23 protein-coding genes are annotated in these 23703 nt (G+C 64.6%); 4 read left to right on the forward strand and 19 right to left on the reverse strand.

Going from position 1 to position 23703, the window contains the following annotated elements; genetic code table 11:
• Positions 1–35: 35 nt before the first annotated feature.
• Entirely contained in the window at positions 36–593 is a 558-nt protein-coding gene (locus tag KF907_RS15440; protein WP_291220790.1) for a DUF3885 domain-containing protein, read from the reverse strand.
• Here KF907_RS15440 and KF907_RS10265 point away from each other — a divergent pair.
• Positions 554–718: a hypothetical protein gene (locus KF907_RS10265; RefSeq protein ID WP_291220041.1), complete on the forward strand. Its 165-nt coding sequence runs from the start codon at positions 554–556 to the stop codon at positions 716–718. The two genes, KF907_RS15440 and KF907_RS10265, sit on opposite strands and share 40 nt — an antisense overlap.
• Positions 719–1238: 520 nt before the next feature.
• Here the strand turns inward: KF907_RS10265 and KF907_RS10270 are convergent.
• The 16 genes from KF907_RS10270 to KF907_RS10345 form a co-directional block, all read right to left on the reverse strand.
• Complete coding sequence (locus KF907_RS10270; protein WP_291220042.1) at positions 1239–4175, reverse strand: RHS repeat-associated core domain-containing protein; 2937 nt, start codon at positions 4173–4175, stop codon at positions 1239–1241.
• A gap of 360 nt (positions 4176–4535) precedes the next feature.
• Complete coding sequence (locus tag KF907_RS10275) at positions 4536–5045, reverse strand: hypothetical protein (RefSeq protein ID WP_291220043.1); 510 nt, start codon at positions 5043–5045, stop codon at positions 4536–4538.
• Complete coding sequence (locus KF907_RS10280; RefSeq protein ID WP_291220044.1) at positions 5035–6042, reverse strand: RHS repeat-associated core domain-containing protein; 1008 nt, start codon at positions 6040–6042, stop codon at positions 5035–5037. Before KF907_RS10280 ends, KF907_RS10275 begins: the two co-directional genes overlap by 11 nt.
• Before the next feature lie 71 nt (positions 6043–6113).
• Positions 6114–7520, reverse strand: a complete 1407-nt coding sequence (locus KF907_RS10285) for an FAD-dependent oxidoreductase (protein ID WP_291220045.1) — start codon at positions 7518–7520, stop codon at positions 6114–6116.
• Positions 7517–8797, reverse strand: coding sequence for a kynureninase (kynU, locus tag KF907_RS10290; protein WP_347252734.1), 1281 nt, complete (start codon positions 8795–8797; stop codon positions 7517–7519). Before kynU ends, KF907_RS10285 begins: the two co-directional genes overlap by 4 nt.
• Before the next feature lie 2 nt (positions 8798–8799).
• Entirely contained in the window at positions 8800–9309 is a 510-nt protein-coding gene (locus tag KF907_RS10295; protein WP_291220046.1) for a hypothetical protein, read from the reverse strand.
• Positions 9310–9313: 4 nt separating this feature from the next.
• A complete protein-coding gene (locus KF907_RS10300) occupies positions 9314–10333 on the reverse strand; it encodes an amidohydrolase family protein (protein WP_291220047.1) in 1020 nt (339 codons plus the stop codon).
• A 57-nt stretch (positions 10334–10390) separates the two neighbouring features.
• Entirely contained in the window at positions 10391–10945 is a 555-nt protein-coding gene (locus KF907_RS10305; RefSeq protein WP_291220048.1) for a 3-hydroxyanthranilate 3,4-dioxygenase, read from the reverse strand.
• Between the two features lie 34 nt (positions 10946–10979).
• Entirely contained in the window at positions 10980–11144 is a 165-nt protein-coding gene (locus KF907_RS10310) for a hypothetical protein (RefSeq protein ID WP_291220049.1), read from the reverse strand.
• 384 nt (positions 11145–11528) lie between these two features.
• Positions 11529–11720 carry a DCC1-like thiol-disulfide oxidoreductase family protein gene (locus KF907_RS10315; RefSeq protein WP_291220050.1) on the reverse strand — a complete coding sequence of 64 codons (192 nt, stop codon included), beginning with the start codon at positions 11718–11720 and terminating at the stop codon, positions 11529–11531.
• Complete coding sequence (locus tag KF907_RS10320) at positions 11717–12286, reverse strand: DUF4166 domain-containing protein (protein ID WP_291220051.1); 570 nt, start codon at positions 12284–12286, stop codon at positions 11717–11719. The genes KF907_RS10315 and KF907_RS10320 overlap by 4 nt, the downstream gene beginning before the upstream one ends.
• Positions 12273–12698: a RidA family protein gene (locus KF907_RS10325; RefSeq protein WP_291220052.1), complete on the reverse strand. Its 426-nt coding sequence runs from the start codon at positions 12696–12698 to the stop codon at positions 12273–12275. Before KF907_RS10325 ends, KF907_RS10320 begins: the two co-directional genes overlap by 14 nt.
• Entirely contained in the window at positions 12695–14071 is a 1377-nt protein-coding gene (locus tag KF907_RS10330; RefSeq protein WP_291220053.1) for a hypothetical protein, read from the reverse strand. Before KF907_RS10330 ends, KF907_RS10325 begins: the two co-directional genes overlap by 4 nt.
• A gap of 320 nt (positions 14072–14391) precedes the next feature.
• Positions 14392–15837, reverse strand: coding sequence for an aldehyde dehydrogenase (locus tag KF907_RS10335; RefSeq protein ID WP_291220054.1), 1446 nt, complete (start codon positions 15835–15837; stop codon positions 14392–14394).
• Between the two features lie 148 nt (positions 15838–15985).
• Complete coding sequence (locus tag KF907_RS10340) at positions 15986–18139, reverse strand: M3 family metallopeptidase (protein WP_291220055.1); 2154 nt, start codon at positions 18137–18139, stop codon at positions 15986–15988.
• Between the two features lie 185 nt (positions 18140–18324).
• A complete protein-coding gene (locus tag KF907_RS10345) occupies positions 18325–19659 on the reverse strand; it encodes a right-handed parallel beta-helix repeat-containing protein (protein ID WP_291220056.1) in 1335 nt (444 codons plus the stop codon).
• 144 nt (positions 19660–19803) lie between these two features.
• Here KF907_RS10345 and rluF point away from each other — a divergent pair, with 144 nt between their 5' ends.
• Positions 19804–20520 (forward strand): 23S rRNA pseudouridine(2604) synthase RluF, encoded by a 717-nt coding sequence (gene rluF / locus KF907_RS10350; protein WP_291220057.1) that lies wholly within the window; start codon positions 19804–19806, stop codon positions 20518–20520.
• A 9-nt stretch (positions 20521–20529) separates the two neighbouring features.
• Here rluF and KF907_RS10355 read toward each other — a convergent pair whose 3' ends face one another.
• Positions 20530–21777 carry a TIGR03862 family flavoprotein gene (locus KF907_RS10355; RefSeq protein WP_291220058.1) on the reverse strand — a complete coding sequence of 416 codons (1248 nt, stop codon included), beginning with the start codon at positions 21775–21777 and terminating at the stop codon, positions 20530–20532.
• Positions 21778–22046: 269 nt separating this feature from the next.
• On the opposite strand from KF907_RS10355, the gene KF907_RS10360 reads away from it, so the two are divergent.
• Together KF907_RS10360 and KF907_RS10365 are read left to right on the forward strand one after the other, a co-directional pair.
• Positions 22047–22394: a GFA family protein gene (locus tag KF907_RS10360; RefSeq protein ID WP_291220317.1), complete on the forward strand. Its 348-nt coding sequence runs from the start codon at positions 22047–22049 to the stop codon at positions 22392–22394.
• Between the two features lie 30 nt (positions 22395–22424).
• Positions 22425–23039 carry a rhomboid family intramembrane serine protease gene (locus tag KF907_RS10365; protein ID WP_291220059.1) on the forward strand — a complete coding sequence of 205 codons (615 nt, stop codon included), beginning with the start codon at positions 22425–22427 and terminating at the stop codon, positions 23037–23039.
• Between the two features lie 165 nt (positions 23040–23204).
• On the opposite strand, the gene KF907_RS10370 is transcribed toward KF907_RS10365, so the two are convergent.
• Positions 23205–23702: a hypothetical protein gene (locus KF907_RS10370; RefSeq protein ID WP_291220060.1), complete on the reverse strand. Its 498-nt coding sequence runs from the start codon at positions 23700–23702 to the stop codon at positions 23205–23207.
• Between the last annotated feature and the right edge of the window lies 1 nt (position 23703).

Raw genomic sequence — 23703 nt, forward strand, 5'->3', positions numbered from 1 at the left:
AATTCGACTCTGACCACATCTTTTTCAGCCTACGCCTATAGCCCGTCATCTCTTTCTGATAACCATAACGAGAAATGCTCTCTCGCCTTCACCAAACTAAAATGCGAAGAAAATATTAAATCAGCCCCTCCATCATAAGGAGCATAAGCGCTACCAGCTGGCACATTGGCGAATAGGACAGGGCAAGCTCTGTCATTGGCTATTTCAACGACCAATTCTTCATACCTAGCTGCATTCCATACAATGCGAGAAAATATAATTTCAAAATCGCCATGATCATCTGAATTATTAATGTAAGTATTAAAATCAATATCCTTAGGAAAAATTTTAATAAATTCAGATTTCAAGCCTCGATCAAATATAGAGGCGAATAAAATACATTCACTCTGATCACCAAGAACGTAGTTTGAAACACTTCTTTGCCGCAACAATACCTCGTGGCGCTCACAGTCAGTGCTTGCGTATCTTTTGGCGCCTGGAAGGCTATGAATTCTCAGCCATCGATCGGAAAGCAATTCTCTACATGAAAAGCCAATAGGTAGTGAATTGCCGAATGATCGATGCCATTCCTCTTGTAGAGATAAATTATCCATTGGGCGCCTCTGAACCGGCGCCCAAGCTCCAACAGCAGCTCGAGCGCATCAGCGCGCTACCCAAGGCCCGCCAGCGCGTCGTCAGCGAAGTGCTCGACTCGCTGCTCGCTCAGCCGGCCCGCTGAGCGAAATCCAAGCCGCCGAACGCAGCGAGGCCCGCGGATGCGGGCCTCGGCGTTTTCTCGTTTTCTGGGTGTCCTCGATCTTCTCGTTCAACCCGCCTTGCCGCGTTGGGATTCGACATCCACCAACGGATGCTCGCAGTCGACGGTAGCGTCAGGCTCCGCCTGTCGATGCCGCTCGTGACGAACGACCAGGTTAGTACTCGCATCTCCCGCGATGATGTAGACACTGCCGCCGACCAAGAATCGATCGGAGTCTCGCGTCTTGACCGCGACGCGCTTCCCAGTGTCCGCGAAGAAACGAAAGCATCGGTCGTTGGTGAGCGCCTGACGTTCCTGCATCACGTACGAGCCAGGAGCGAGAAAAGATCCCCGATGAAAATGATGAAGCTCTGCATGAATGCAGTGGTTGCCGACGGGAGGACTCGCAGCCTCGACGCAACCCGAAATCTCTGAGGTTGCGTTGCTTCGAGTACTCGCACATCCGGACATGAGCACCGCAGACAAGACAAACACGGCAGCCCTACTGGATTTCATCGCGATTCCTCAACAATGCCGCTTCAACGATATTAACGTGATTGACGCTCAGGTCCCCGGTGAAGTCTTGGCCGCCGACTGGCACCCCACCGATAGTTACCGGCCTACCAAGAAATGGATTCAGTCCAAAAATGCTTGTTTGCGGATTTCTCTGGAAGTAGTTCAGCGCATCGGCGACGTTTCCACCACGCACCGCGATGGTCGCGTCATTCAAGTCATGTGGATCGAAGGTCGTAAGAGTCGCGACACCGACTCCCTTCTTGCCAAGGTTGTTAGCCACCTCGACGGCAGCTCGCCCGCCTCGACTGTAGCCAAGAAGGTGAACTTCGCCGTCCGGGTGCTTCTTCTTGAACTCAAGGATGTCCTTGGTCGCCTGGGCTCTACCTCGCGGCCCATGCGCATAGACCTTACCGGTAAGCTCCTTCTCAACGAACGGCACAAACGTCTGGTTGTCTCCGCCGGCATCGCCAACCTGAGCGCCGCGAAATCCAACGACGATCTTGCTGTGATCTCCCTCGCGACAAATTCGAGTGCCCGTTGGTGCCGCACATCGACCATCTGGGTCTGTGTAGCGGTAGGGGTTGTTATTGGCATACCAATACCGATTGAAGTTCGCCCCGGTCGCCGCCTCCGGCCCGACCGGGTCGACGGACAGGAACCTGCCCGCGACCGGATCATAGTAGCGCTGCTGCATGTAGTAGATGCCGGTCTGGGCATCGTAGACGTGGCCGGTGAAGCCGGGGCCCTGGGTCGGCGTGCCGACCGACACGAGGCCGTAGGGTTCATGAAGCTGGCGGCTGCCGGTGATGAGGGTGCCGGTGGCGTCGGTCTCGGCCGTAGGGCTGCCGACGCCATCGGTATGCTGGTAACGCACCGTGGTCGTGCCGCCCGCGCCGGTGATCCGCTTGGCGACCAGGTGCTTGCCGAGATAGACGTACTGCTCGGTGCCGACGGCACCGGTCGCGCCGACCTGCAGTAGCTGGCCGCCCTGGCTGTAGATCTGGTACTTCTTCGGGCCTGTGCCGAGCTGGATCGTCGTGCGGCGGCGGTGGCCGTCGTAGCTGTAGGTCTCGTTGAAGGTGCCGGTCACCTGCAACACCCGGTTGCCGAGGTCGTAGGTGAAATGGCTGCTCGGCGAGGTGTCCCTGATCCGGGCGGTCACGTTGCCGCGCTTGCCGGCCGCACCGGTGTACTGGTACTGGAACTTGAGCACCTGGGTGTCGGTGTTGCGGATGCCGGTCTGGCGCCAGGTCGCCGGGTCGTATTCGTGGAGGTAGGGTCGATAGCCCGTGGTGTAGCTGCGCAGGTTGTCGAGCGGGTCGTAGGTGAAGGCCAGTGGCGCCCCGCCGAGGGTGCTGAAGTAGGTTTCCGTCAGGCGGTCACGGCCGTCGTAGGCCATGGTCCGCGAGCGCAAGTCGCCCGGCGCGGTGCTGGTGATGGCGACGACGTTGGCGTTCTCGTCCCAGTCGTAGTTGTCGGCGAGGATCGTCGTGCCGCCCTTGGTCTCGGTGATGACGTCGGGCAGGCCACGATGCAGGGTTTGCGTGCTGTCGTGATAGACGCCGTTGCCGTAGCTGAACGCCTTGAGGGCGCCGTTGACGTGGCGCTGGACGCCGGTGGCGTAGCTGCCCGACTTCGTCGGTTCGCCCAGGCCGTTCGGGGCGAAGTCGACGCTACTGCCATCCGGATAGGTCAACGAGGCTTCGTGTCCGTTGGCGTTGTAGGCGTGGCCGATCGAGAAGCTCGAGGTGCCGCTGCTCAGCAGCTCGCTCGTCAGCAGGCCGCGGCCGTTGTAGCCATAGGTCCAGGTGTGCCCGCCCGAGGCGACTGTCCACGGCAGGCCGTCGGCGTGATACGTCGTGTTGATCGGCGAACTGCCGTCGCCGAACGTGGTGTCCTTCAGGCGGTTGCGCGTGTCGTAGACGTACGAGGTCTTTTGCGCGGCCGGCACGTTGGCCTGATGGCACTGGTTGGTCAGGCCGTAGCCACTGAAGTCCTGGCCGGATGCCCGCCATTCCACGTTGCCCGCGGCGTCGTAGCCCACGATCGTCGCGTAGGTCTCGGGATCGATCGTCTTGCACAGGCGCTTGTTCGAATCGTAGACATAGCTGCGCATCGACGAGATCGTCGTCCCGCCGTACGGGCCGTAGCGTTGCATCGACACCGGCAGGGCGAACTCGTTGCGCGCGATCACGGTCGTGGTCGACAGCGGTTCTGAGATCTTCGTCGGCCACTGCTCGGTCGGCTCGTCGAAGGCCATGTACTCGGTCGTGGTCTTGTAGTTGCGGGCGTTCCAGAACTCCGTCTTGAAGCCGGTCACGTAGTGGGTTGCGGTGTTCAACGCACCGAGTTCGCTGTCGAGAGAAGTCCACGTCTGGCGGCCGAGGGCGTCATAGCCGGTCGAGAGGCCCGCGGTGATCGTGCTGATCGTGCCCGACGCCTTGGGGTGCGAGGCGAAGATCTCGCGTCCGGCATGATCGAAGTTGCGTACGGTGATGCGCTGCGTGCCGTCGCCGGGCTCGACGACGGTGACGCGGGGTTGCCAGAGGGCATCGAGCACGGTGCGCTTCGTGCCGGTGCCGGTAGTCACGGTCTGGGTCCAGTGGCCCGCCGCGACGCCGTACTCCGCGCCGGCAGGCTGCAGGGCGATCGAGGTGGTGTTCCAAGCCTGCGTGTCGCCCAGCGGGTGGCGGATCTGGTAGAGCCGCCCATCGCCGCGATAGTCGTAGTTCGTCGTGTAGCCGCGTTCGGTCGTCACGGCGGTGATCTGGCCGTGATCGTTGACCTGTGCGCTGGTCGCGCTCGAGTCCGGATACGTGATCGATTGCGGGATGCCACGGTGGAACACGCCCAGGTTGGTCTGGTGCGTGGTCAAGCCGGCCTGACGCACCCACTGGAGAGTGCCATCCGTTCGATACTGCATGGTGCGCACGAGGCGCCCGAAGCTCCACTCGCCCGTGCGCGCCAGGGTGGTCGGGTGATCACTTGGGCTACCTCAGCCCGGAAGAGTTCGAGCTGTCCCATGTCGCTTAGCAGGGTGTCCGCGAAACGGGGGCAAGATCAGGGGGCCAGTCGCCCCCATCAATCGAAAAACGAACCTGACCCCTATTCGGATTTTTCAGCACCCTGCTAACAGGGTGCTGAAAAACTCGGACATGAGCCCCAAGGGTGAAAAACTGCGGCGGACCGAGACGCTAAACCACTGATTCTATTGGTGCGCAACAGAGTAAACATATACGACATTCGTCAAGATTCAAGGTAACGCGGGTTTTTCAGCGCACTGCTAATCCTTTCTCTTGTTCGTTCGACCTGAAATTTCCTCCGGCGTTCCAGAAAGATATTTATCTTCCGGAGCTTCCGGCCGAGGCGAAAGCGGATATGCATCGATAAGCACTGAAATATAACCAATCCCCGGTTGATCACCAATTATTTTGTATTTGAATAATCCTACTATTCTAATATTCTTACGATTAAAATCTCTCGCCAGATTTTTGCGCTCATCAAATGGTATCTTTATATTAAGTGAGTCCTGTGAGATTCCGAAATCATAAGAAGATTGGGTTGGGTATACAGCAAGCCTACCATTATCTATAGCCATATATCCTTTTACGGAAATATATTTTCCATCGTACCTGCTCGGGCTGGCAAGTAACTTGTAAAAAGATATTTCACACACGGCAACCGAGCCAACGGTAAATGAGCACTCCTCATCTCGCGCATGACTTATGGTGGCCATCGAAGATAGAAGCACTGCCAGTAAAAAATGCCCGTGGCTGATGAGCTTAGAACTCATAGGAACTCTGGTTTTTGTATGCATCACTTGGTGCCACTCTATTGTGGCGATACTTTCCATAATCAAACGATCTGGAAGTCTCGTCGGGAAAAATTACGTATCCGTTCGTCTGGCGATCTATGAGCATTTGTATATCAACTCTACTAAATCCACCATCATTTGCCCAGTGCGTATGTACGAAACCCCAATAAGATGGGTCCCCGGGCCTCCCAGGGATCGGAACTCCGGCTCCGTACCCGGCGAACTCACCTGATAGAAGAAACTGCGCAGAAATTTGGAAATCGGTTAATACATACGCCATCCCCTTAGACGCGATCTGCGTAATTATATTAGCACCGAACTCCACACCAAGTTCTTTGGATTTTCTCGCAAAGGATCGCCCAAAGGCTTTCTTAGCATCTCCGGAAGTGGAATATGGATTAGAAAGCTTCGCTTCTTGACTGCGCATATAGGTTTGAGCCTGCGCGAATCTTTCGCCCGCAGTCGCCGGATTGATAGAAAGAGTTCCGCCTCGCTCGCCTTGAGCTAGTCTACAAGTAGTGTCTTTTCCACACGCGCGCCTGCCATCCGGATCAATGTTTTTGTAGGGATTGTTATTGGCATACCAATACCGATTGAAGTTCGCCCCGGTCGCCGCCTCCGGCCCGACCTGGTCGACGGACAGGAACCTGCCCGCGACCGGATCATAGTAGCGCTGCTGCATGTAGTAGATGCCGGTCTGGGCATCGTAGACGTGGCCGGTGAAGCCGGGGCCCTGGGTCGGCGTGCCGACCGACACGAGGCCGTAGGGTTCATGAAGCTGGCGGCTGCCGGTGATGAGGGTGCCCGAGGCATCGGTCTCGGCCGTAGGGCTGCCGACGCCATCGGTATGCTGGTAACGCACCGTGGTCGTGCCGCCCGCGCCACCAGCTGGGCAAGACACGCAGAGTGTGCTACCGAGGTGAGGGCGTCGACCGTTCATGCCGGGAAGACCGCTCGGCAGGAACTGCGGACGCACCGCCGCCGCCCGCGCCACCGTACGGAACAGCGCGCAGCCCTTGTACGCGTTGCATCGTCCGGGGTCGTCGCTCAGGCACTGGTCGGCAACGGTGGCAGGGATTTCCTCACGCGCGCATCGAGGGTGTCGGCGTCGATGCCGTCGAGCGAGCTGCGCCCCGATGCGGCCTCGCGCAGGATCGTCGCCTGGATTTCGCCGCGCGCGAATGCCTCGGCATACGCGACGCGCGTGAACGTGACCATCGCGTAGCGCGGCACCCAGCGGCCCGGATGGCGTTCGGCGAGGCGGCGGTCGAGTTCGCGCAGCAGCAGGTAGTCGCTGTCGTCGACGCGGTCGCGCATCTCTACGTAGTTCTCGAGCGCCATTGCCGCGATCGCGTCGCTGTTGGGCTTGCGCCGGCGTGCGAACTCGGCGAACACGTGCTCGCTGCGCTCGGGCTCGGCGGCGAGCAGGTCGGCGAGTTCGACCGCATCCTCGAAGCCGGCATTCATGCCCTGGCCGTGGAACGGCACGATCGCGTGTGCGGCGTCGCCGAGCAGGACGGCGCGGCCATCGAGGTGCCAGCGTTCGAGGTAGAGCGTGCCGAGCAGGCCGGTCGGATTGCCGTCGAAGTCGGCTTCGAGGTCGGGGATCAGCGCCGATGCATCGGCGAAGTCGCGCGCGAACAGCGCGCGCGCATCGCTGCCGGTGCGGATGTCGGTGAAGCTCGGCGAGCCCTCGTTGGGCAGGAACAGGGTCACCGTGAAACTGCCCTCGGCGTTCGGCAGGGCGATGCACATGTAATTGCCACGCGGCCAGATGTGCAGGGCATTCGCTTCGATCGCAAAGCGCTCGCCGCGTGCGGCGGCTTCCACCAATGCGGGCGGCAGCTCGTCTTGCGGGAAGGCCGACAGCGCAGGGATCTCCAGTTCCTTGTAGCCGTGGCCGAGCGGTTCGAAGCGCTCGCCGAGGTCGATGATCTGCCCCATCGCCGCGCGCAGCGCGGAACCCGCGCCGTCCGCGCCGATCATGAGCCCAGCCGCATGCGTGTGCGTGCAGCCATCCTCGCCGGCGAGATGCAGGGTGGAAGTATCCCAATCCACGCGATCGAGGCGGCGGTCGAAGTCGATGCGCGCGCCGGCTTCCTCTGCGGCATCGAGCAGCACCATGTTGAGCGCGCCGCGGTTGACTGACCAGATCACTTCGGAGTCGTCGCGGCCGTAGCGTTGCAGATTGGTGCGGCCGTCGAGGTCGTGGACCATGCGTCCGCGCATCATGACCGCCAGTGGCTGCATGCGCGCGGCGAGCCCGGCGACACGCAGGCCATGCCAGCCGCGTTCGGCGAGGGCAAGGTTGATCGAGCGCCCGCCGAGGAAGCCGGCGCGGCGCGGGTCCTGGCGCCGTTCGAACACTTGCACGGCGAAGCCGCGCTGGGCGAGCAGTGTGGCGAGCAGGGCGCCAACGAGGCCGGCACCGACGATCGTGACCTTCGCTTTCATCGCGTCGCACGGCTCCAGGCGACGATCGACTCGACCAGGCGCAGGCAGTCGATGTGGCGGTTGTAGAGCGGTGTCGGCGCGGCGCGGATCACATCCGGTTCGCGCCAGTCGACGACGATGCCGTCGTTCTGCAGGTGCTCGAACAGCGCACGTCCGGCGGCGCGCGGACCTTTCACGCGCAGCGAGAGCTGACAGCCTCGGCGGCCGGGTTCGGACGGCGTGGCGATGTCGATGATGTCGGCGGCATGTTCGCGCAGCAGGCCTTCCAGATACGCGGTCAGGCCCAGTGACTTGGCGCGCAGGTGTGCCATGCCGGCTTCGCGGAACAGGCCGAGCGAGACGCGCAGCGGCGCCAGGGCGAGGATCGGCGGATTCGACAATTGCCAGCCGTCCGCGCCGGGCGTCGGCACGAAGTCCGGGCCCATGCGGAAGCGCGTGCTCTTGTCGTGACCCCACCAGCCGGCGAAGCGCGGGTGCGAGGTGCGCGCGTGGCGCTCGTGCACGAAGGCACCGGCGACCGCGCCTGGGCCGGCGTTGAGATACTTGTAGCTGCACCAAACGGCGAAGTCGCAATGGCTGTCGTGCAGGGCGAGGTCAAGGTTGCCGGCGGCGTGGGCGAGGTCGAAACCGACCACGCAGCCCTTGCGGTGCGCGGCCTCGGTGATCGCGCGCAGGTCGAAGGCCTGGCCGCTCAGGTACTGCACGCCAGGCATCATGACGAGCGCGATGCGCGCTCCGTGCTCGTCGAGCACGCGCTGGATCGCCGCGTCGGAGATCGTGCCGTCGGCCGCGTCGCCCTCGAGTTCGATCAGCGCCGTGGCCGGATCGAACCCGTGGAAACGGATCTGCGATTCGACCGCGTAGCGATCCGAGGGAAACGCACCCTTCTCGATCAGGATGGCCGGACGCTCCGGGGTCGGCCGGTAGAAGCTGACCATCAGCAGGTGCAGGTTGACGCTCAGCGAGTTCATTGCCACGACTTCGGACGGCAATGCGCCGACCACGGAGGCGAGGTCATCGCGCACGAACTCGTGGTAGTCCATCCATGGCAGCTTGCCGCGGAAATGGCCCTCGACGGCGAGCTTTGCCCAGTCGTCGAGTTCGGCCTCGAGCGCCGCGCGCGTGTCGCGCGGCTGCAGGCCGAGCGAGTTGCCGCAGAAATAGGCGATCTCGCCGTCGCCGTGGCGCGGGATGTGGAAGCGCTCGCGGAAGCCGGCGAGCGGATCGGTGGCGTCGGCGGCGAGGGCGCGCTCCTCGCGCGCGGCGAACGTGGTCACGCTCAATGCACCGATGCCGTGACGCTGCTGCACCCGCTGTCCCAGGCGGCGGCCCAGTCTCGGCTCGTTGCATCGAGCAGCGGGCGCTGGCAACGCACCTGGGCAGCGATCGTGCCGATCAGCACGAAGCGGTCACGCACTTCGTAGCGTGTCTTGCCGCGCAGGACGTAATAACGATGGTTACCGCTGCCGTCGGAACCCGGCTGCACTTCGTAGCCCGCCTGGGATTTCGACAGCAATATCTCGTTCTGCACGGCCTCTGGGTAGTCGGCGGGCGACTTCAACTGGCGGGTCTTCACCGTGATGGTGGCCGCGTCGTCGGTGCCCTGCGCGGCCGGATCGTGCACCTGGAACACGATCGCCTGCGGATTGCCGTCGGACTTCTCCATGATCGCAGTCCATGCCGACGGCACGCTGAAGTGCACGCTGCCGTCGTTGAGCGTGAACATGTTCTTGTCCTGGGCAGCGATGGTGCCGGTGCAGAGCAGGAGGAGCAGGGGGAGGGATTTCATCGGGTCACTCCGGGTGGGATGTGAAGCGTGTCATGGGCAGGCCGAGCCATTCGAGCGCGGTGCCGTGGAACAGGCGGGCCTCGGCTTCGGCATCGAGGCCGAGCGCACGGATGCCGGCGCCGGGTTCCTGTTCACCGAGCGGGAACGGGTAGTCGGTGCCGAGCATGACCGTGTCCGCGCCGGCCACCTCGATGAGGTAGCGCAGCGCTGCGGCGTCGTGCACGCAGGAATCGAAATAGATGCGGCCGAAGTATTCGCGCGGATTGCGCGCGTTGTCGGTGGCGACGAGGTCGGGGCGCATGCGGAAACCGTGCTCGATGCGGCCGATCGAGTACGGGAACGAGCCGCCGCCGTGGGCGAAGCACACGCGCAGCTTCGGCAGGCGTTCGAGCACGCCGCCGAAGATCAGGCAGCAGGCCGCGCGCGACTGTTCGGCCGGCATGCCGACCAGCCACGGCAGCCAGTATTTCGGCATCGTCTCGCGGCCCATCATGTCCCAGGGATGCACGAGGATCGCCGCGCCGAGGTCGGCGGCGGCCTCGAAGAACGGGAACAGCTCCGGCGCGTCGAGGTTCCAGCCCTCGATGTGCGAGCCGATCTGCACGCCCTGCAGGCCGAGCTGGTCGACGCAGCGCTCGAGTTCGCGGATGGCCAGTGTCGGTGATTGCAACGGCACCGTGCCGATGCCGGCGTAGTGGCGCGGATGGTGCCGACACAACTCGGCGGTGTGGTCGTTGAGGAAGCGGTGCAGTTCGAGTGCCTGGCTCGGCTTGGCCCAGTACGAGAACAGCACCGGCACGGTCGAGACGACCTGCACGTCGACACCGAACTTCGCGTAGTCGGCAATGCGCACTTCGGCGTCGAAGGCGTTCGCCCAGACCTCACGGAAGAACTTGCCGTCCTTGTAGATGCGTCGCCGGCCCTCGGCGTTGACCATGACCGGGAAGCGGTCGTCGCCGTACTTCTCGGCAAGGTTGGGCCACTGCTCGGGCAGGATGTGGGCGTGGGTGTCGATCTTCAGCATCCGGCGATTGTAGCGCGCCGTCGCTTGTCCGCCGGCCCTGCTTTCGTGGGAGCGGCTTCAGCCGCGATCGGCCGAAGCAAGGGTATCCGTCGCCTCGGCATAGCGTGCCGGTGCCGGGTTGAGGTGGCCGCAGGCCTTGCAGGTGCGCGCCTCGCGCGAACCGTAGAAGCGCGCGAACACGGCCGGGAAGTCCTGCTCGATGTCGATCAGGGTGAAGAACTCCTCGTAGAGCATGTGGTTGCAGGTCTCGCAGAACCAGAGCAGGCCGTCCAGCTCGCCGTCGCGACGCTTGCGTTCGATGACGAGACCGATCGAGTCCGGGCCACGCTGCGGAGAATGCGGCACGCACGGCGGCAGGTAGAACATCTCGCCGGCGCGGATCGGCACGTCGCGCACGCGGCCGTTCTCCTGGATCTTCAGCACCATCTCGCCCTCGAGCTGGAGGAAGAACTCCGGACCCTCTTCCCAGTGGTAGTCGGTGCGCGCGTTCGGTCCGCCAACCACCATGATGATGAAGTCGCCGTCGACGATGCACTTGTTGCCGACCGGCGGCTTCAGCAGGTGGCGGTGCTCGTCGATCCATTGCTGGAGGTTGAAGGCGGGCGTCAGCATGGGCGGCTCCTGGGGCAAGGCGTTGGACGGGTGATCAATCGCCGCGGAGATCGCGCGGCGGCGGCTGCACGCGGCGGGGCATGACGACCGAGGTGAGCCGGGCGAGAAGTTCAGATCCGCTGCTCCAGTTGCCATGACGGATCGCGTGCACGAGCATCCGGATGATGACGATGCCGATGATGAGCAGACCGCCAATCACGAAGCATGCGAAGGCCAATCTCCAGGAATCGCCTCCGGACATCAAGCGTTCATCCTCGTATGGGCCCCTTCAGGGGCGATGCTGTTCATCCTGAATCGGTTGTCCGTTTACGCGCTCCCACGACGAACGATCCGGGAACATGGTGCTCTCGATCATCGTGGCGGTGCAGGATGCGGTCAAGCCGGCGGCTGGTCGATGAAGCGCGCGGCGTGTTCGGGGTCGGGCGGAAAGCAGATATCGTGGCGGCCGAACCAGCGTTTGCGGTTGCGCGATCCAGCGGTACAGCGCATCGCGCAGCGGGGCCGGGGTCGGCCACAGCAGCCGGGGGAGCCGCCACGCACCGCCGAGGGTGTTCAGCACTTCGCTGACGGCGCGGCTTTGCGTCTAACAACGGTCGCCGTCGACGAACAGCCATGTATCCGGTGTGAGCGCGTCGATGCCGGCCGCTTCGAGCAGGCGGTGGCCGACGTCGCCCTGCACGGTGGCGGAGCGCAGGCGTGCGCGGCGGTCATGACGCAGCAGGAACTGCACGGACGTGCTGCACAGCAGGCATTCGGCGTCGAACACGACGATCATCCCAAAGGCTTCGCGAGGTCCAGGCGCAGGTATCCGCGATAGGCGACCAGCGTGCCGAGCGCGCCGAAGCGCACCTCGATGTCGAAATGGAAGCGCTCGCCGTCGCCGTGCTCGCGCGCGTGCACCGTGGGGAATGCGCTGCGCGGCCAAGGCAGGCCGAACACGCGGACGCCGTCGAGTTTCATCGAAAGGGCGCCGTCGTCGACGTCGAGACGGAAGCGCAGGCGTGCCGGACCGAGGCGTTCGCCGAGCTGTCCGTCCGTGCTGGCGACCAGGCGCGAACGCATCGTGCGGTCGGGAAATCGGCGCGTCCAGGTTTCGCCCTCGGGTCTGGCTTCGAGGTCGAAGCGAAGTTTCGCATCGGCACATCCGCGCGGCAGGCCGAGCACGCGTGCGAGCAGGCGTGCGAGCGGATGCGTGGCGCCGGAGATCGTGCAGCGACCGGGAATGCGCCATGCGCCATCCAGGCGATGGAATCGCTGCACGGCACGGTCGAGGCGGTCGAAGCGCGCGCCGAGGAGGCGTGGATAGAGCGGGGTCGTGTCGTCCCGCTCAGGCATCGTCATTGACGACGGCGATGCACTTGAGTTCGATCGCGATCGGCGTCGGCAGCGCGCTGATGCCGAGCGTGGTGCGGCAGGGCTGGGCGTCGGTGAAGTGTTCGGCGTAGAGGCGGTTGTAGGCAGCGAAATCGTGCTGCATGTCGGTCAGGAACACGGTCACGTCGACGAGGTCCTGCCAGCGCGCGCCGCAGGCCTCGAGCACCGCGCGTACGTTGGCGAACACCTGTCGGCATTGCGCCTCGATGTCGTAGGCAATGAGCTGCCCATCGATGTCGTACTCGTTGCCGGGGATGCGGTTGCTGCCGGGTTCGCGTGGACCGACGCCGGAGAGGAAAAGCAGGTTGCCGACGCGGCGCGCATGCGGATAGGCGCCGACCGGGGCGGGCGCCTTGTCGGTGGACACGCTGCTGGTCATCGATTGCTCCGTGGTTCGCGCACGGTGATGGTGCGGCGGTTGCGCTTCTGGTCGGTGATGTCGCGGGAGATGACGCGGTAGCGTCCGGGCCGCAGGTACAGCTCGGCCAGCGGGATGTTGTCGCTGCTCTCGCGCACGATGTCGCTGGCGACGGAATGCCTACCCATCCATTCGATGAATACGCGGTCGGCGGGGATCGCGTCGTCACCCTCATTCTCGTAGCGGGCTTCGACGAGGCAGGGATAGGTGTCACCACAGAACGAGCCGGTGACCAGGTAAGGTTGACGCAGGCCGCCGATCGAGGCCCAGGTCGGTCGCCCGCGCCGTCGCGTTTCCTGTGGAAAGACCACGCTGAGATCGTAGGCGTCCCTCTTCAGCGACCACGGTCGGCCGCTGCGGTCACGGAACACGATTGGCTCGGTGGGGGACTGCGCGGCGATGATCGCGGTGTAGTACGGGTGGTCGCTGGCCGGCTTGTCGTGCGGCACCATCATGGTCTGCTCGATCGTCAGCGGATCAATGCCGGTGAGGCGACGGAAGTGCTGGGCCATGGCCACGCCACTGAAATAGCGGCCCGATTCCTGGATGTGCGCGTAGCCGGCATTGAGCACGAGACGCGCATCGGGATGGCTTTTGAATACTTTGCGATGCAGATTGCGCGCCTGCTCGGCTTCGCGTGCGTCGCCGGTCGCATCGGAAAGAGCTTCGTAGGCGACGATGCGGTAGCCGAGGCGGAGCGCCTCGCGCACCATCTCCGCGTAGATTGGCTCCTCGGTGTAGAAGCCGGTTCCGGCGACCGGATAGCCGCGTGTCGCAAGCGCGCCCTCGACATCGTCGTCGTAGAGCGTTTCTGCGGCAAAGGTGTCGAAGCCCTCGGCGCGCAGCGTGGCCAGCATCCGCACGGTCAGCGTGCGGGTCAGCGCATGGCTGTGGTTCTCGTTGAAGAACACGGCCTGGCGGCCCTTGGCAAGTTCGGCGATGGCTTCGCTGGCCGATGACGCGGTGTAGTCGTTGCCCAGCGGCGAGGGCGCATCGTCGGCCGCACTTGGCTGGGCGATCGAGAATGCATCGCGTGCGGCCACATAGTCGCCGATCCATGTTTGGTACCAGCTCAGGTACTGGTTGAAGATCAGGCGGAACGGCACGCTCGCGTCGGAGGTATAGGCGTCGCGCATGTGGAGGTATTGCGCGACCAGACCGGGCCGCTTCTGTGCCTCGGCCATCACGCGTTCGGACTTCTCGACGGCGGCGCGCTGCTGGGTGATCGCATAGCCCTTCGGCATCGTCAGGTCGCCTTGGGCGATCGCGCCAGTGCCGGCAAGAGCGAGTCCTGCGAGCAGCGCATGCGCGGTACGGCGGTGGATTCCGTTCATGGCGTTTCCTCCGCAGGAACGAGGGGTCGATGGTAGTCGTGCGTGAGGTGGTGCGGAAGCCGCCATCGAAGATTCATGGTTCAGGGTTCGTCAACGGCATTTGCGCCACCCCTGCCGGGGGCGACCACCCATCGCCAACCAGGCCGCGTTCTCCCTGTCTCGCTTCGATGCCGGCGGCATCGAGGCCGGTCGGCATGCTGTGCTGCCGCGGGGCAAGCGCGCATTCGTGCAGGGTCGTGGCTGTCAGGGTGCGTGCCTTGGCAATGCAGGGATGACGGGGCGGCGCGATCGTTCGCTGGTGACGGCGGCAAGATCGATGATCAGGCCGGTGGCGCGATGCATACGTTCTTGGTTTCGGTGAAGAAGCGAAGGGCATCGACGCCGCCTTCGCGGCCGATGCCGGAGTGCTTCACGCCGCCGAATGGCGTACGCAGGTCGCGCATCATCCAGCCGTTGATCCAGACGATGCCGAATTCGAGGCCGGCGGCCATGCGTTGCGCGCGGCCGAGGTCGCGCGTCCACAACGAGGCGGCCAGACCATAGCGGGTGCCGTTGGCGATGGCGAGTGCCTCGGTTTCGTCCTCGAACGGGATCAGGCTGACCACCGGGCCGAAAATCTCGTCCTGGTTGGTCGCGCAATCCGTGGCCAGGCCTTCGATCACGGTCGGTTCGACGAACCAACCGCCGGCACAACGCCCGGCCATGTGCACGATGCTGCCACCGCAGGAAATTCGGCCGCCTTCTGCTTTCGCTCGTTCGATCGCGCTGACGACCTTGTCGAAGTGTGCCTGCGAAACCAGCGCGCCGAGATCGCTGGCCGCGTCGCGCGGGTCGCCGACGCGCAGCGCGCGCACGCGTTCGAGGTAGCGCCCGCGGAACTGCGCGTAAATCGAGCGCTGCACGAGCAGGCGCGAACCGCACAGGCAGATCTCGCCCTGGTTGGCGAAGCCCGAGCGCACGATCTCGTCGAGACTCACGTCGCTGAAATCGAAATCGTCGAACACGATGGCAGGATTCTTGCCACCCATCTCGAGCGAGAGCTTGCGGAATCTTGGCGCGGCGACGGCGGCAATCGCCGCGCCGGTGCGCGTGCTGCCGGTGAACGAGACCGCCTTGATGCCGTCATGTGCGACCAGAGGGGCACCTACGTCCGCGCCTGTGCCATGCACGATGTTCAACACGCCGGGCGGGAAGCCGGCCTCGGCGCACAGCGCGCCGAGGCGCGCAGCCGTGCACGGCGTCACTTCCGAGGGCTTGGCGACGACCGCATTGCCGGCGGCGAGGGCTGGCGCGATCTTCCAGGTGAACAGGTACAGCGGCAGGTTCCACGGCGAGATGCAGGCGACCGTGCCGAGCGGCTGGCGCAGGGTGACGTTGAAGCCGGCATCGCCAGCATGCGCCTCGCTCGACCATTGCGTGATCGCCGCGGCGAAGAAACGCAGGTTGCTGATTGCGCGCGGGATGTCGACGCGGCGCGCGAGCGCGACTGGCTTGCCGCTGTCCTGCGATTCGAGTTCGGCGAAGGCGTCGAGATCGGACTCGATCAGGTCGGCGAGTCGTTGCAGGCAGCGTGAGCGCTCCGCGATCGGCGTCGTCGCCCAGCCGGGCGCGGCGCGATGGGCCGCGGCGACCGCGGCATCGACGTCGCGTGCGTTCGAGGCCGGGCAATGCGCGAACACCTGGCCGGTGGCCGGTTCGTGCACCTCGAGCCTGTCGCCGTCGAGCGCGGCGACGGGCCTGCCGTCGATCAGGTTGTCGATGTCCATGCGCGGAGCTTAGCAAGGCCCGGCATGGGCGCGCTCGATCGTTCCGGGCGTGCGTGCTTTCGTGGGAAACGCCTCCAGGCGTGATGCTTGTCTTCGTTGGGATTTGTACAGAAGGTGCATCACGTCTGAAGCCGTTTCCTGCGCTATCTCAATGTTTGACGTTGAGCCCACGCCGTTCGAGCAGCGTCTCGACGTTGGGCTCGCCGCCGCTGAAGTCGCGGAACAGGCTGAGCGCGTCGGCGCTGCCGCCGCGCGAGAGCAGGGTGTTGCGGAAGTGGTCGCCGTTCTTGCGCGTGAGGCCGCCATTGGCCTTGAACCATTCCACGCTCGTGGCGTCGAGAACCTCACTCCAGATGTAGGCGTAGTAGCCCGCCGAGTAACCACCCATGATGTGCGAGAAGTACGTGGTGCGGTAACGCGGCGGCACTGGAGCGAAATCGACACCGGCCTTCTTCAGCGCGTTTGCCTCGAAGGCAAGAATCGAATCGGCATCCGGTGCCTGGCTTGCGTCGATCTGGTGATAGGCCTGGTCGAGCAGGGCGGCACCGAGATACTCGGTGGTGGCGAAGCCCTGGTTGAACTTCTCGGTTGCCTTGACCTTGTCCACCAGCGCCTGCGGCAACGGCGCTCCCGTCTGGTAGTGCTTGGCGTAGTTGGCCAGCACTTCCGGCCAGGTCATCCACATCTCGTTGACCTGCGACGGATACTCGACGAAGTCACGCGGCACGCTGGTGCCGGCGAAGCGCGGATATTTCACGTTCGAGAACATGCCGTGCAGGGCGTGGCCGAACTCGTGGAACAGCGTGTTGGCTTCGTCCCAGGTCAGCAGGGTCGGCTCGCCGGCCGGTGGCTTGGGCACGTTGAGGTTGTTGCTGATGACCGGCTTCGTGCCGAGCAGGTGCGACTGCGGTACGTAGGCATTGGCCCAGGCGCCGCCGCGCTTGCCGGCGCGGGCATACAGATCGAGCAGGAACAGGGCGAGGGGCGAGCCGTCCTCGTTGAACACCTCGAAGACGCGCACCTCGGGCGCGTAGCCGGGAAGGTCCTTGCGCTCCTTGAACGTGATGCCGTACAGCTTCGTGGCGGCGAAGAACACGCCGTTCTTCAGCACATTGTCGGCCTCGAAGTAGGGGCGCAACTCGGCGGTGTCGAAGTCGTACTTGTCCTTGCGCACCTTCTCCGTGTAGTACGACCAGTCGGCTGCGGCGACCTGGAATTTGCCGCCTTCGCGGTCGATGATCTTCTGGATGTCGGCGGCTTCGGCGCGTGCATTGGCCACGGCAGGCGGGGCGAGCTGGGCGAGCAGCCTGTTGACCGCGGCAACCGAGCCGGCCGTTTCATCGGCGAGCACGTAGTCGGCGTGGGTGGCGTAACCGAGCAGTTTGGCGCGCTCGGCGCGCAACTTGACGACCTTGGCGACGATTGCGCGGTTGTCGAACTCGCCGCCCTTGCTGCCGCGCGTCAACGAGGCGTCCAGGAGTTTCTGGCGCAGGGCGCGATCCTCGAGCGAGGCCAGCGCCGGCTGGCCGCTGGTGTTGAGCAGCGGAATGACGTACTTGCCGTCGAGGTTGCGCGTCTTGGCCGCTTCGGCCGCGGTCCTGATCGCCCCGTCGGACAGGCCCTTCAACGCATCCTTCGAATCGACCACGAGCGCCGCTGCATTGGTTTCCTTGAGCAGATTGTTGCTGAACTGCGTGCCGAGCGTGGCCATCTCTGCGTTGATAGCCTTGAGCCTGGTCTTGTCCGCATCGGCGAGCTTGGCGCCGGCGCGCACGATATCGGTGTAGTAGCGCTCGACCAGGCGCTTCGACTCGGCGTCCAGACCGAGCGAGTCACGCTTGGCATGGATCGCCTCGATGCGCGCGAACAGCTTGCCGTCGAGCACGATCTGGTCGTTGTGCGCGGCCAGCTTTGGCGCAACCTCGGCCTGGATCTTCTGCATGGCGTCGTTGGTATTGGCGCCGGTCAGCCCGAAGAACACGCGCGAGACGCGGCCGAGCAGGGCACCGCTGCGCTCCAATGCGACGATCGTGTTGTCGAAGCTCGGCGCTTCGGGATTGTTCGCGATCGCTTCGATCTCGGCGCGGTGTTCGGCCATGCCCTTCTCGAAGGCGGGCAGGTAGTCGGCGTCCCGGATCTTGTCGAACGGCGGGAATTGGTAGGCCAGAGGGCTCGGCTGGAACAACGGATTGGCCGTGTTCTTCACGGCCGTTTCGACCTTGGTATCCGCGGCGGCGGGCAACGGCTGGGCGAGGCCGAGGGTCACGGCGATGGCGGCGGCAAGGGTGTAGGCAGGGCGCATGGGCAGAGGTTTCCTGGCGGGTCGAGGCCGGGCAGGGTAGGCGAAAACGCCGGCCCGCGCCCCTGACGAAAGTCAGCGCGGGCAGGCCGGGGTGCGGGCACGAGGAGGGCGTCCCGCTCAGCACGGGCACCCGGAACGGGCGCGATGATTCTGCCGGTGCGCGGCGAATGCGGGCCTGCGGTTGCTCAGGTTTCGAATCCGTGCGCGAAGATCGCGTCGCGCTCGATGATGGCGCCGATCGTCGGCGGTGTCTGCACGGGACGCGTGAGGGCCGAGCCGGGCGCGATCCACTGGCGGATCGGCGGCAGGAAGGCCGGCAGCAGGGTCGGCGCCGGGAATGGCCAGGCAGGCGGACTGGTCGGGTTCGAGTTGCCGGCGCCGAGCAAGGGACTGCCGGCGGCCGGGCGATAGTCATGCGCGGCGGCATTGACGAAGCCGGGCGCGCTGCCGCTCAGCGTACCGGTCCACTCCGGCGGCACGACGCTGGCGCTGGCGTTGATCCAGTTGTTCGAGCCGGCGACGCGCCGGCCGGACACCCATTCGGCTTCGACCGTGCGTTCGATATTCAAGGTGCCGTTGCTGCTGCGCCAGATGACGTTGTTGTGCGCCTCGACCGATTCGATGCCGGAGAACAGACGGAACACCGTGTAGCTGGAGCCGGTGCCGTTGACCACGATCGTGTTGTTGGCGACGCGGTAGCGGCCGCGCGACTCGCCGGTGCCGTCACCGCCGAAGCGCATGACCGCGCCGAACGTGCCCGAGTGCACGATGACGTTGCCGAGCACCTCGGAATCCTCGCGCTTGAGTTCGACCGTCCAGCCCGGCTGCTGGGTGTACTGGTCGGGGCCGATCAGCTCGAGCTCGTGGTAGAACGCGCCTTCGAACCAGTTGTAGTGGATCTCGTTACGTTCGAACCGGCTTTTCAGCAGATTGCCGCCGACACCCGAGTGCACGTAGTTGTAGCGCATGCGGAATACCGAGTCGGGGAAGGCGACCTCGTCGGACTGCATGTACAGGGCATGCCGGCCGCTGCCCTCGCCGGAGTTGCGGATCTCGCTGTACTCGAGGGTGATCGAGCCCGAAAGCTGGTCGGCGCTGAGGATGCCCATCTGCGGACAATCGCGCACGAGCAGGTCGCGCAGGGTGATGAAGGCGGCCGGAATGAACACGCAGCGCGAACTGCCGCCAGTGATCTCGAAGCCTTCGAGCACGACGTGGTTCGATTGGCGGAACTCGATCGTGTTGGTGCCGCCGGCGAGCACCGGGCGCTGGCCGTTGACGCGCAGGCCGCGCACCGTGATCGGCTGAGCGGCCGTGCCGGACTGGCGCAGGATCACGCCGCCGGGATAGGTCGCGCCGCCGTCGACTTCGACGACATCGCCGGGTTGCAGGGTGACACTGGTCAGCAGCGCCTGCAGGCTCGCATAGGGGCGTCCCGATCCCACGGCGTAGGTGGTGGCATCGGCGAACGGAGCGGCGGACGACAAGGCTAGGCAGGCAAGGGCAGGCAGGACCTTCAAGAGCAAACTCCCCGATGGTTTCGGTGGCGCGCAGCCTGCGGGTTCGTACCCGGAAAGTCCGCGACGGTTGTCGCAGATGACGATGTGCAGCGGCTCGTGTCAGCATGCGCCCGGCCACGATCCGCGACAGCTTGCCCGACACCCATGCGACTCAACAAGCACATAAGTGACAGCGGGCTCTGTTCGCGCCGCGAGGCCGACCGCCTGATCGGCGCGGGCCGCGTCAGTGTCAACGGCCGGCGCGCCGGGATCGGTGACAGCATCGCCGAAGGGGACGAGGTGCTGGTCGATGGCGAGGCCCTGCGCCAGCGCCCGGTGACGCGGCCCGGCGCACGCCGTCACGTCTACATCGCCCTCAACAAGCCGGTCGGTATCACCTGCACGACCGAGCATGCAGTCAAGGGCAACATCATTGACTTCGTCGACCATGCACAGCGCATCTTCCCGATCGGCCGCCTCGACAAGGATTCGGAAGGCCTGATCCTGCTCACCAGCAACGGCGACATCGTCAATGCCCTGCTACGTTCGGAGAACGGGCACGAGAAGGAGTACCTCGTCGCGGTCAACAAGCCGGTGACGCCGGAGTTTCTCGCCGGCATGGCGCGCGGCGTGCGCATCCACGGCCAGATGACCAAGCCGTGCCGGACGCAACGCATCGCCAAGTTCGGCTTTCGCATCGTGTTGACCCAGGGGCTCAACCGGCAGATCCGCCTGATGGCCGCAGCATTCGGTTATCGCGTCACCCAGCTGCGGCGCGTGCGCATCGTCAACATCCGCCTTGGCTCACTGCGCGTCGGTCAGTGGCGCAACCTCAGTGACGCGGAACTGCGTGACCTGTTGCCGGGACGGACCGATTGGTGAGGCAGCGGATCAGCCGATCGAGCCGCGGTCGAGCAGCCAGCGCGCGGCAGCCGCCCCGGCGATACGGCCGCTGGCCATCGTCGCGGTGAGCAGATAACCGCCGGTCGGTGCTTCCCAGTCGAGCATTTCGCCGGCACAGAACACGCCGGGCAGGGTCTTGGCCATCAATGTATCGTCGAGCGCCTCGAGACGTACGCCACCGGCCGTGCTGATCGCCTCGGCCAGCGGGCGGGGCGAACGCAGAGTCAAGGGCAGGGCCTTCAGCAGGCCGGCCAGCCGATGTGGATCGGTGAGTGCTTCGGTCGGGGCGAGTTCGCGCAGCAGCGCGGCCTTGACGCCGTCGATGCCGGCGCGGCGACGCAGGTGTTCGGCCAGCGAGCGGCCGTTGCGCGGCGCTGCAAGCGCGTCCCGCAGGGTGGCTTCCGCACGCGTCGGTGCAAGGTCGATCAGGACCGTCGCCTCCCCGCACGCGGCGATCGCATGGCGCAACGCCGCCGAGCAGGCGTAGACCAGACTGCCCTCGATGCCGTCGGTACTGACCACGAATTCGCCCTGGCGGCGGATCGTCGTGCCATGGACATCGCGCCAGGTGAGCGCCACCGGCTTCACCGCTGCACCGGCAAAACGCGTGCGCAGGTGCGCGCTCCAGGCAACGTCGAAACCGCAGTTGGAAGGCGCCAGCGGGGCGATCTCGATGCCGAGACGTTCGAGCTCGGCGGTCCAGGTGCCGTCCGAGCCGAGTACCGGCCAGCTCGCGCCACCGAGCGCGAGCACAACGGCGCCGGCACGGATGCGTTGTTCGCCGCTCACGCCGCTGAAGCGCAGCCTGCCATCGGCAGCGAACCCGAGCCAACGCGATCGCACGTGAAAGCGCACGCCATCGGCGCGCAGGCGTGTGAGCCAGCGGCGCAGCAAGGGAGCGGCCTTGAGGTCGAGCGGAAACACTCGCCCCGATGTGCCGACGAAGGTTTCGATGCCGAGTCCCCCGGCCCAGGCGCGCAGTGCCTCGGCGTCGAGGGCTTCGAGCCAGCGTGCGACGGCGTCGGCACGTGCGCCGTAGCGGGCAAGGAACGCCTCGCGAGGTTCCGCATGCGTGAGGTTCAAGCCACCCTTGCCGGCGACGAGGAACTTGCGCCCGACCGAGCCCATGGCATCGTGGACTTCGACCTCGACGCCGCACGCGCGAGCGGCCTCGGCTGCCATCAGGCCGGCCGGGCCGCCACCGATGACGACGAGGGGGAGCGCTTGTGCGGTCATGCCGAGGGATGCTCTGATCAATCCCGCAATGGTGTCATGACATCCGCAAGGTTCGCAGCGGGGTGGGCGTGGCGAAGTGCAGGCCGGTTGCCTGGGCGAGCCGCGCACGCCGAGTTGCCGGCCTTGCGGATGTCACGCCGCAATTGATTGGGAATGAAAAGGACGGTGACGCCGTTGCGGGATTGATCGGAACATCCCGAGATGCTCGCATGTATCGGCTGTGGCAGGTGGGTGCGATACTCGCTGCCCCGCATACCGAGGAGCGTGCCATGGCCCATCGCGGCAGTTGCCATTGCGGTGCGATCGCGTTCGATGTCGATGCCGACATCGAGGGCGTCATGGAGTGCAATTGTTCGCTGTGCAGCAGGCGCGGGTACCTGTTGTGGTTCGTGCCGCGCGCGCAGGTCCGCTTCGTGGCCGGCGAGGAGGCATCGGGCGTGTACCGCTTCAATCGCATGCACATCGGCCACCATTTCTGCCCAACTTGCGGCTGCGCGCCGTATGCGGCCGCCGACGGCCCGGACGGCACGCCGATGGTCGCGGTCAACGTGCGCTGTCTTGAGGGCGTCGACCTACATGGCCTGGCGATCACCCGGATCGACGGTCGCAGCCTCTGATTTTCATACCGTCATCGGAATCCATTTCGCATGATCGCCACGTTCGCCATCATTCTCGCCACCTGTGTCGTCTCGTTTGCCGGCTTCGGCAACCCGCAAGTCATCGACAAGCTGATCCTATGGCCGCCGGCGATCAAGCGTGGTCGACAGTACTACCGTCTGCTCAGCCACGGCTTCATCCACGCCGACGGCATGCATCTCGCGTTCAACATGATCACGCTGTATTTCTTCGGCCGCTACATCGAGACATTCGTTGCCGGATACATCGGCACGCTCGGCTTCATCGCGTTCTACCTGTCGGCGATCATCGTGGCGATCCTGCCGACCTACATGAAGAATGCCGACAATCCGTCCTACCGCAGCCTCGGTGCCTCGGGTGCGGTCTCGGCGGCGCTGTTTGGCTTCGTGCTGATCAACCCGTGGGCGAAGATCCTGATCTTCTTCGTGCCGTGCCCGGCGATCATCTACGCGGTGATCTACATCGCCTATTCGATCTACATGGACCGGCGCGGCACCGACAACATCAACCACAGCGCGCACCTGTGGGGCGCGGCCTATGGCGTGCTGTTCCTGGCGGCGATGGAACCGAGGCTCGTCAGCGCATTCCTCGGCCAGTTGGCGAATCCACGTTTCGGGCTCGGCTGACGCTTTCGCGAAACGGTCATGTGAAACCGCCGTAGGAAACGGCTTTAGCCGTGATGCCTTGGCTGTGCAACCCCTCAAAGAAAGAGCATCACGGCTAAAGCCGTTTCCCACGGAGCTTCTCTCGATTCGGGGCGACCGACAAGGCGTACGGGCGCAGCCAGGTGGCTACGGTCGCGGCTCGAAGCCGTTGGCAAAGATCGTGTCGGTGATGCGCGGCGCACCAAGCATGATCCAGTCGTGGATCAGTGCCTGTTCGGCGAGCGGCAGGGCCGGCCGCAGCCGCGGCATGCGCAGGCCATGCTCGGGCGTGTTGCAGTTGATCTTCTGGAACAGCACGCTGGAAAGCGGGTTGCCGGGTACGACCAGGATGCCTTCCACGGCTGACGGCCCGTTGACGAGATTGTCGTAGGACCATTTTGGGTCGAGGTCGAGATCGCCGGCCGGGGTGCCCCCGTGGTCGACATGGCAGTTCGAGCAGCGGTTCGCGAACAGCGTCTGGATGTCCTTGTCGTAGTCGATGTTCCAGGTGATCGGAACGCTGGCGATGCTGTCACAGCCGGAGGGTTCTGCAGCAGCGGTTGCCGCCAGCAGCGCAGATGTCAACAGAACCAGGCAGCGCGCGGCCACGGCCGCGCGGTGCCTGTGCGGGGCAAAAGCGTTCATG

It is taken from the genome of Dokdonella sp., assembly GCF_019634775.1.
Classification (GTDB): Bacteria; Pseudomonadota; Gammaproteobacteria; order Xanthomonadales; family Rhodanobacteraceae; genus Dokdonella.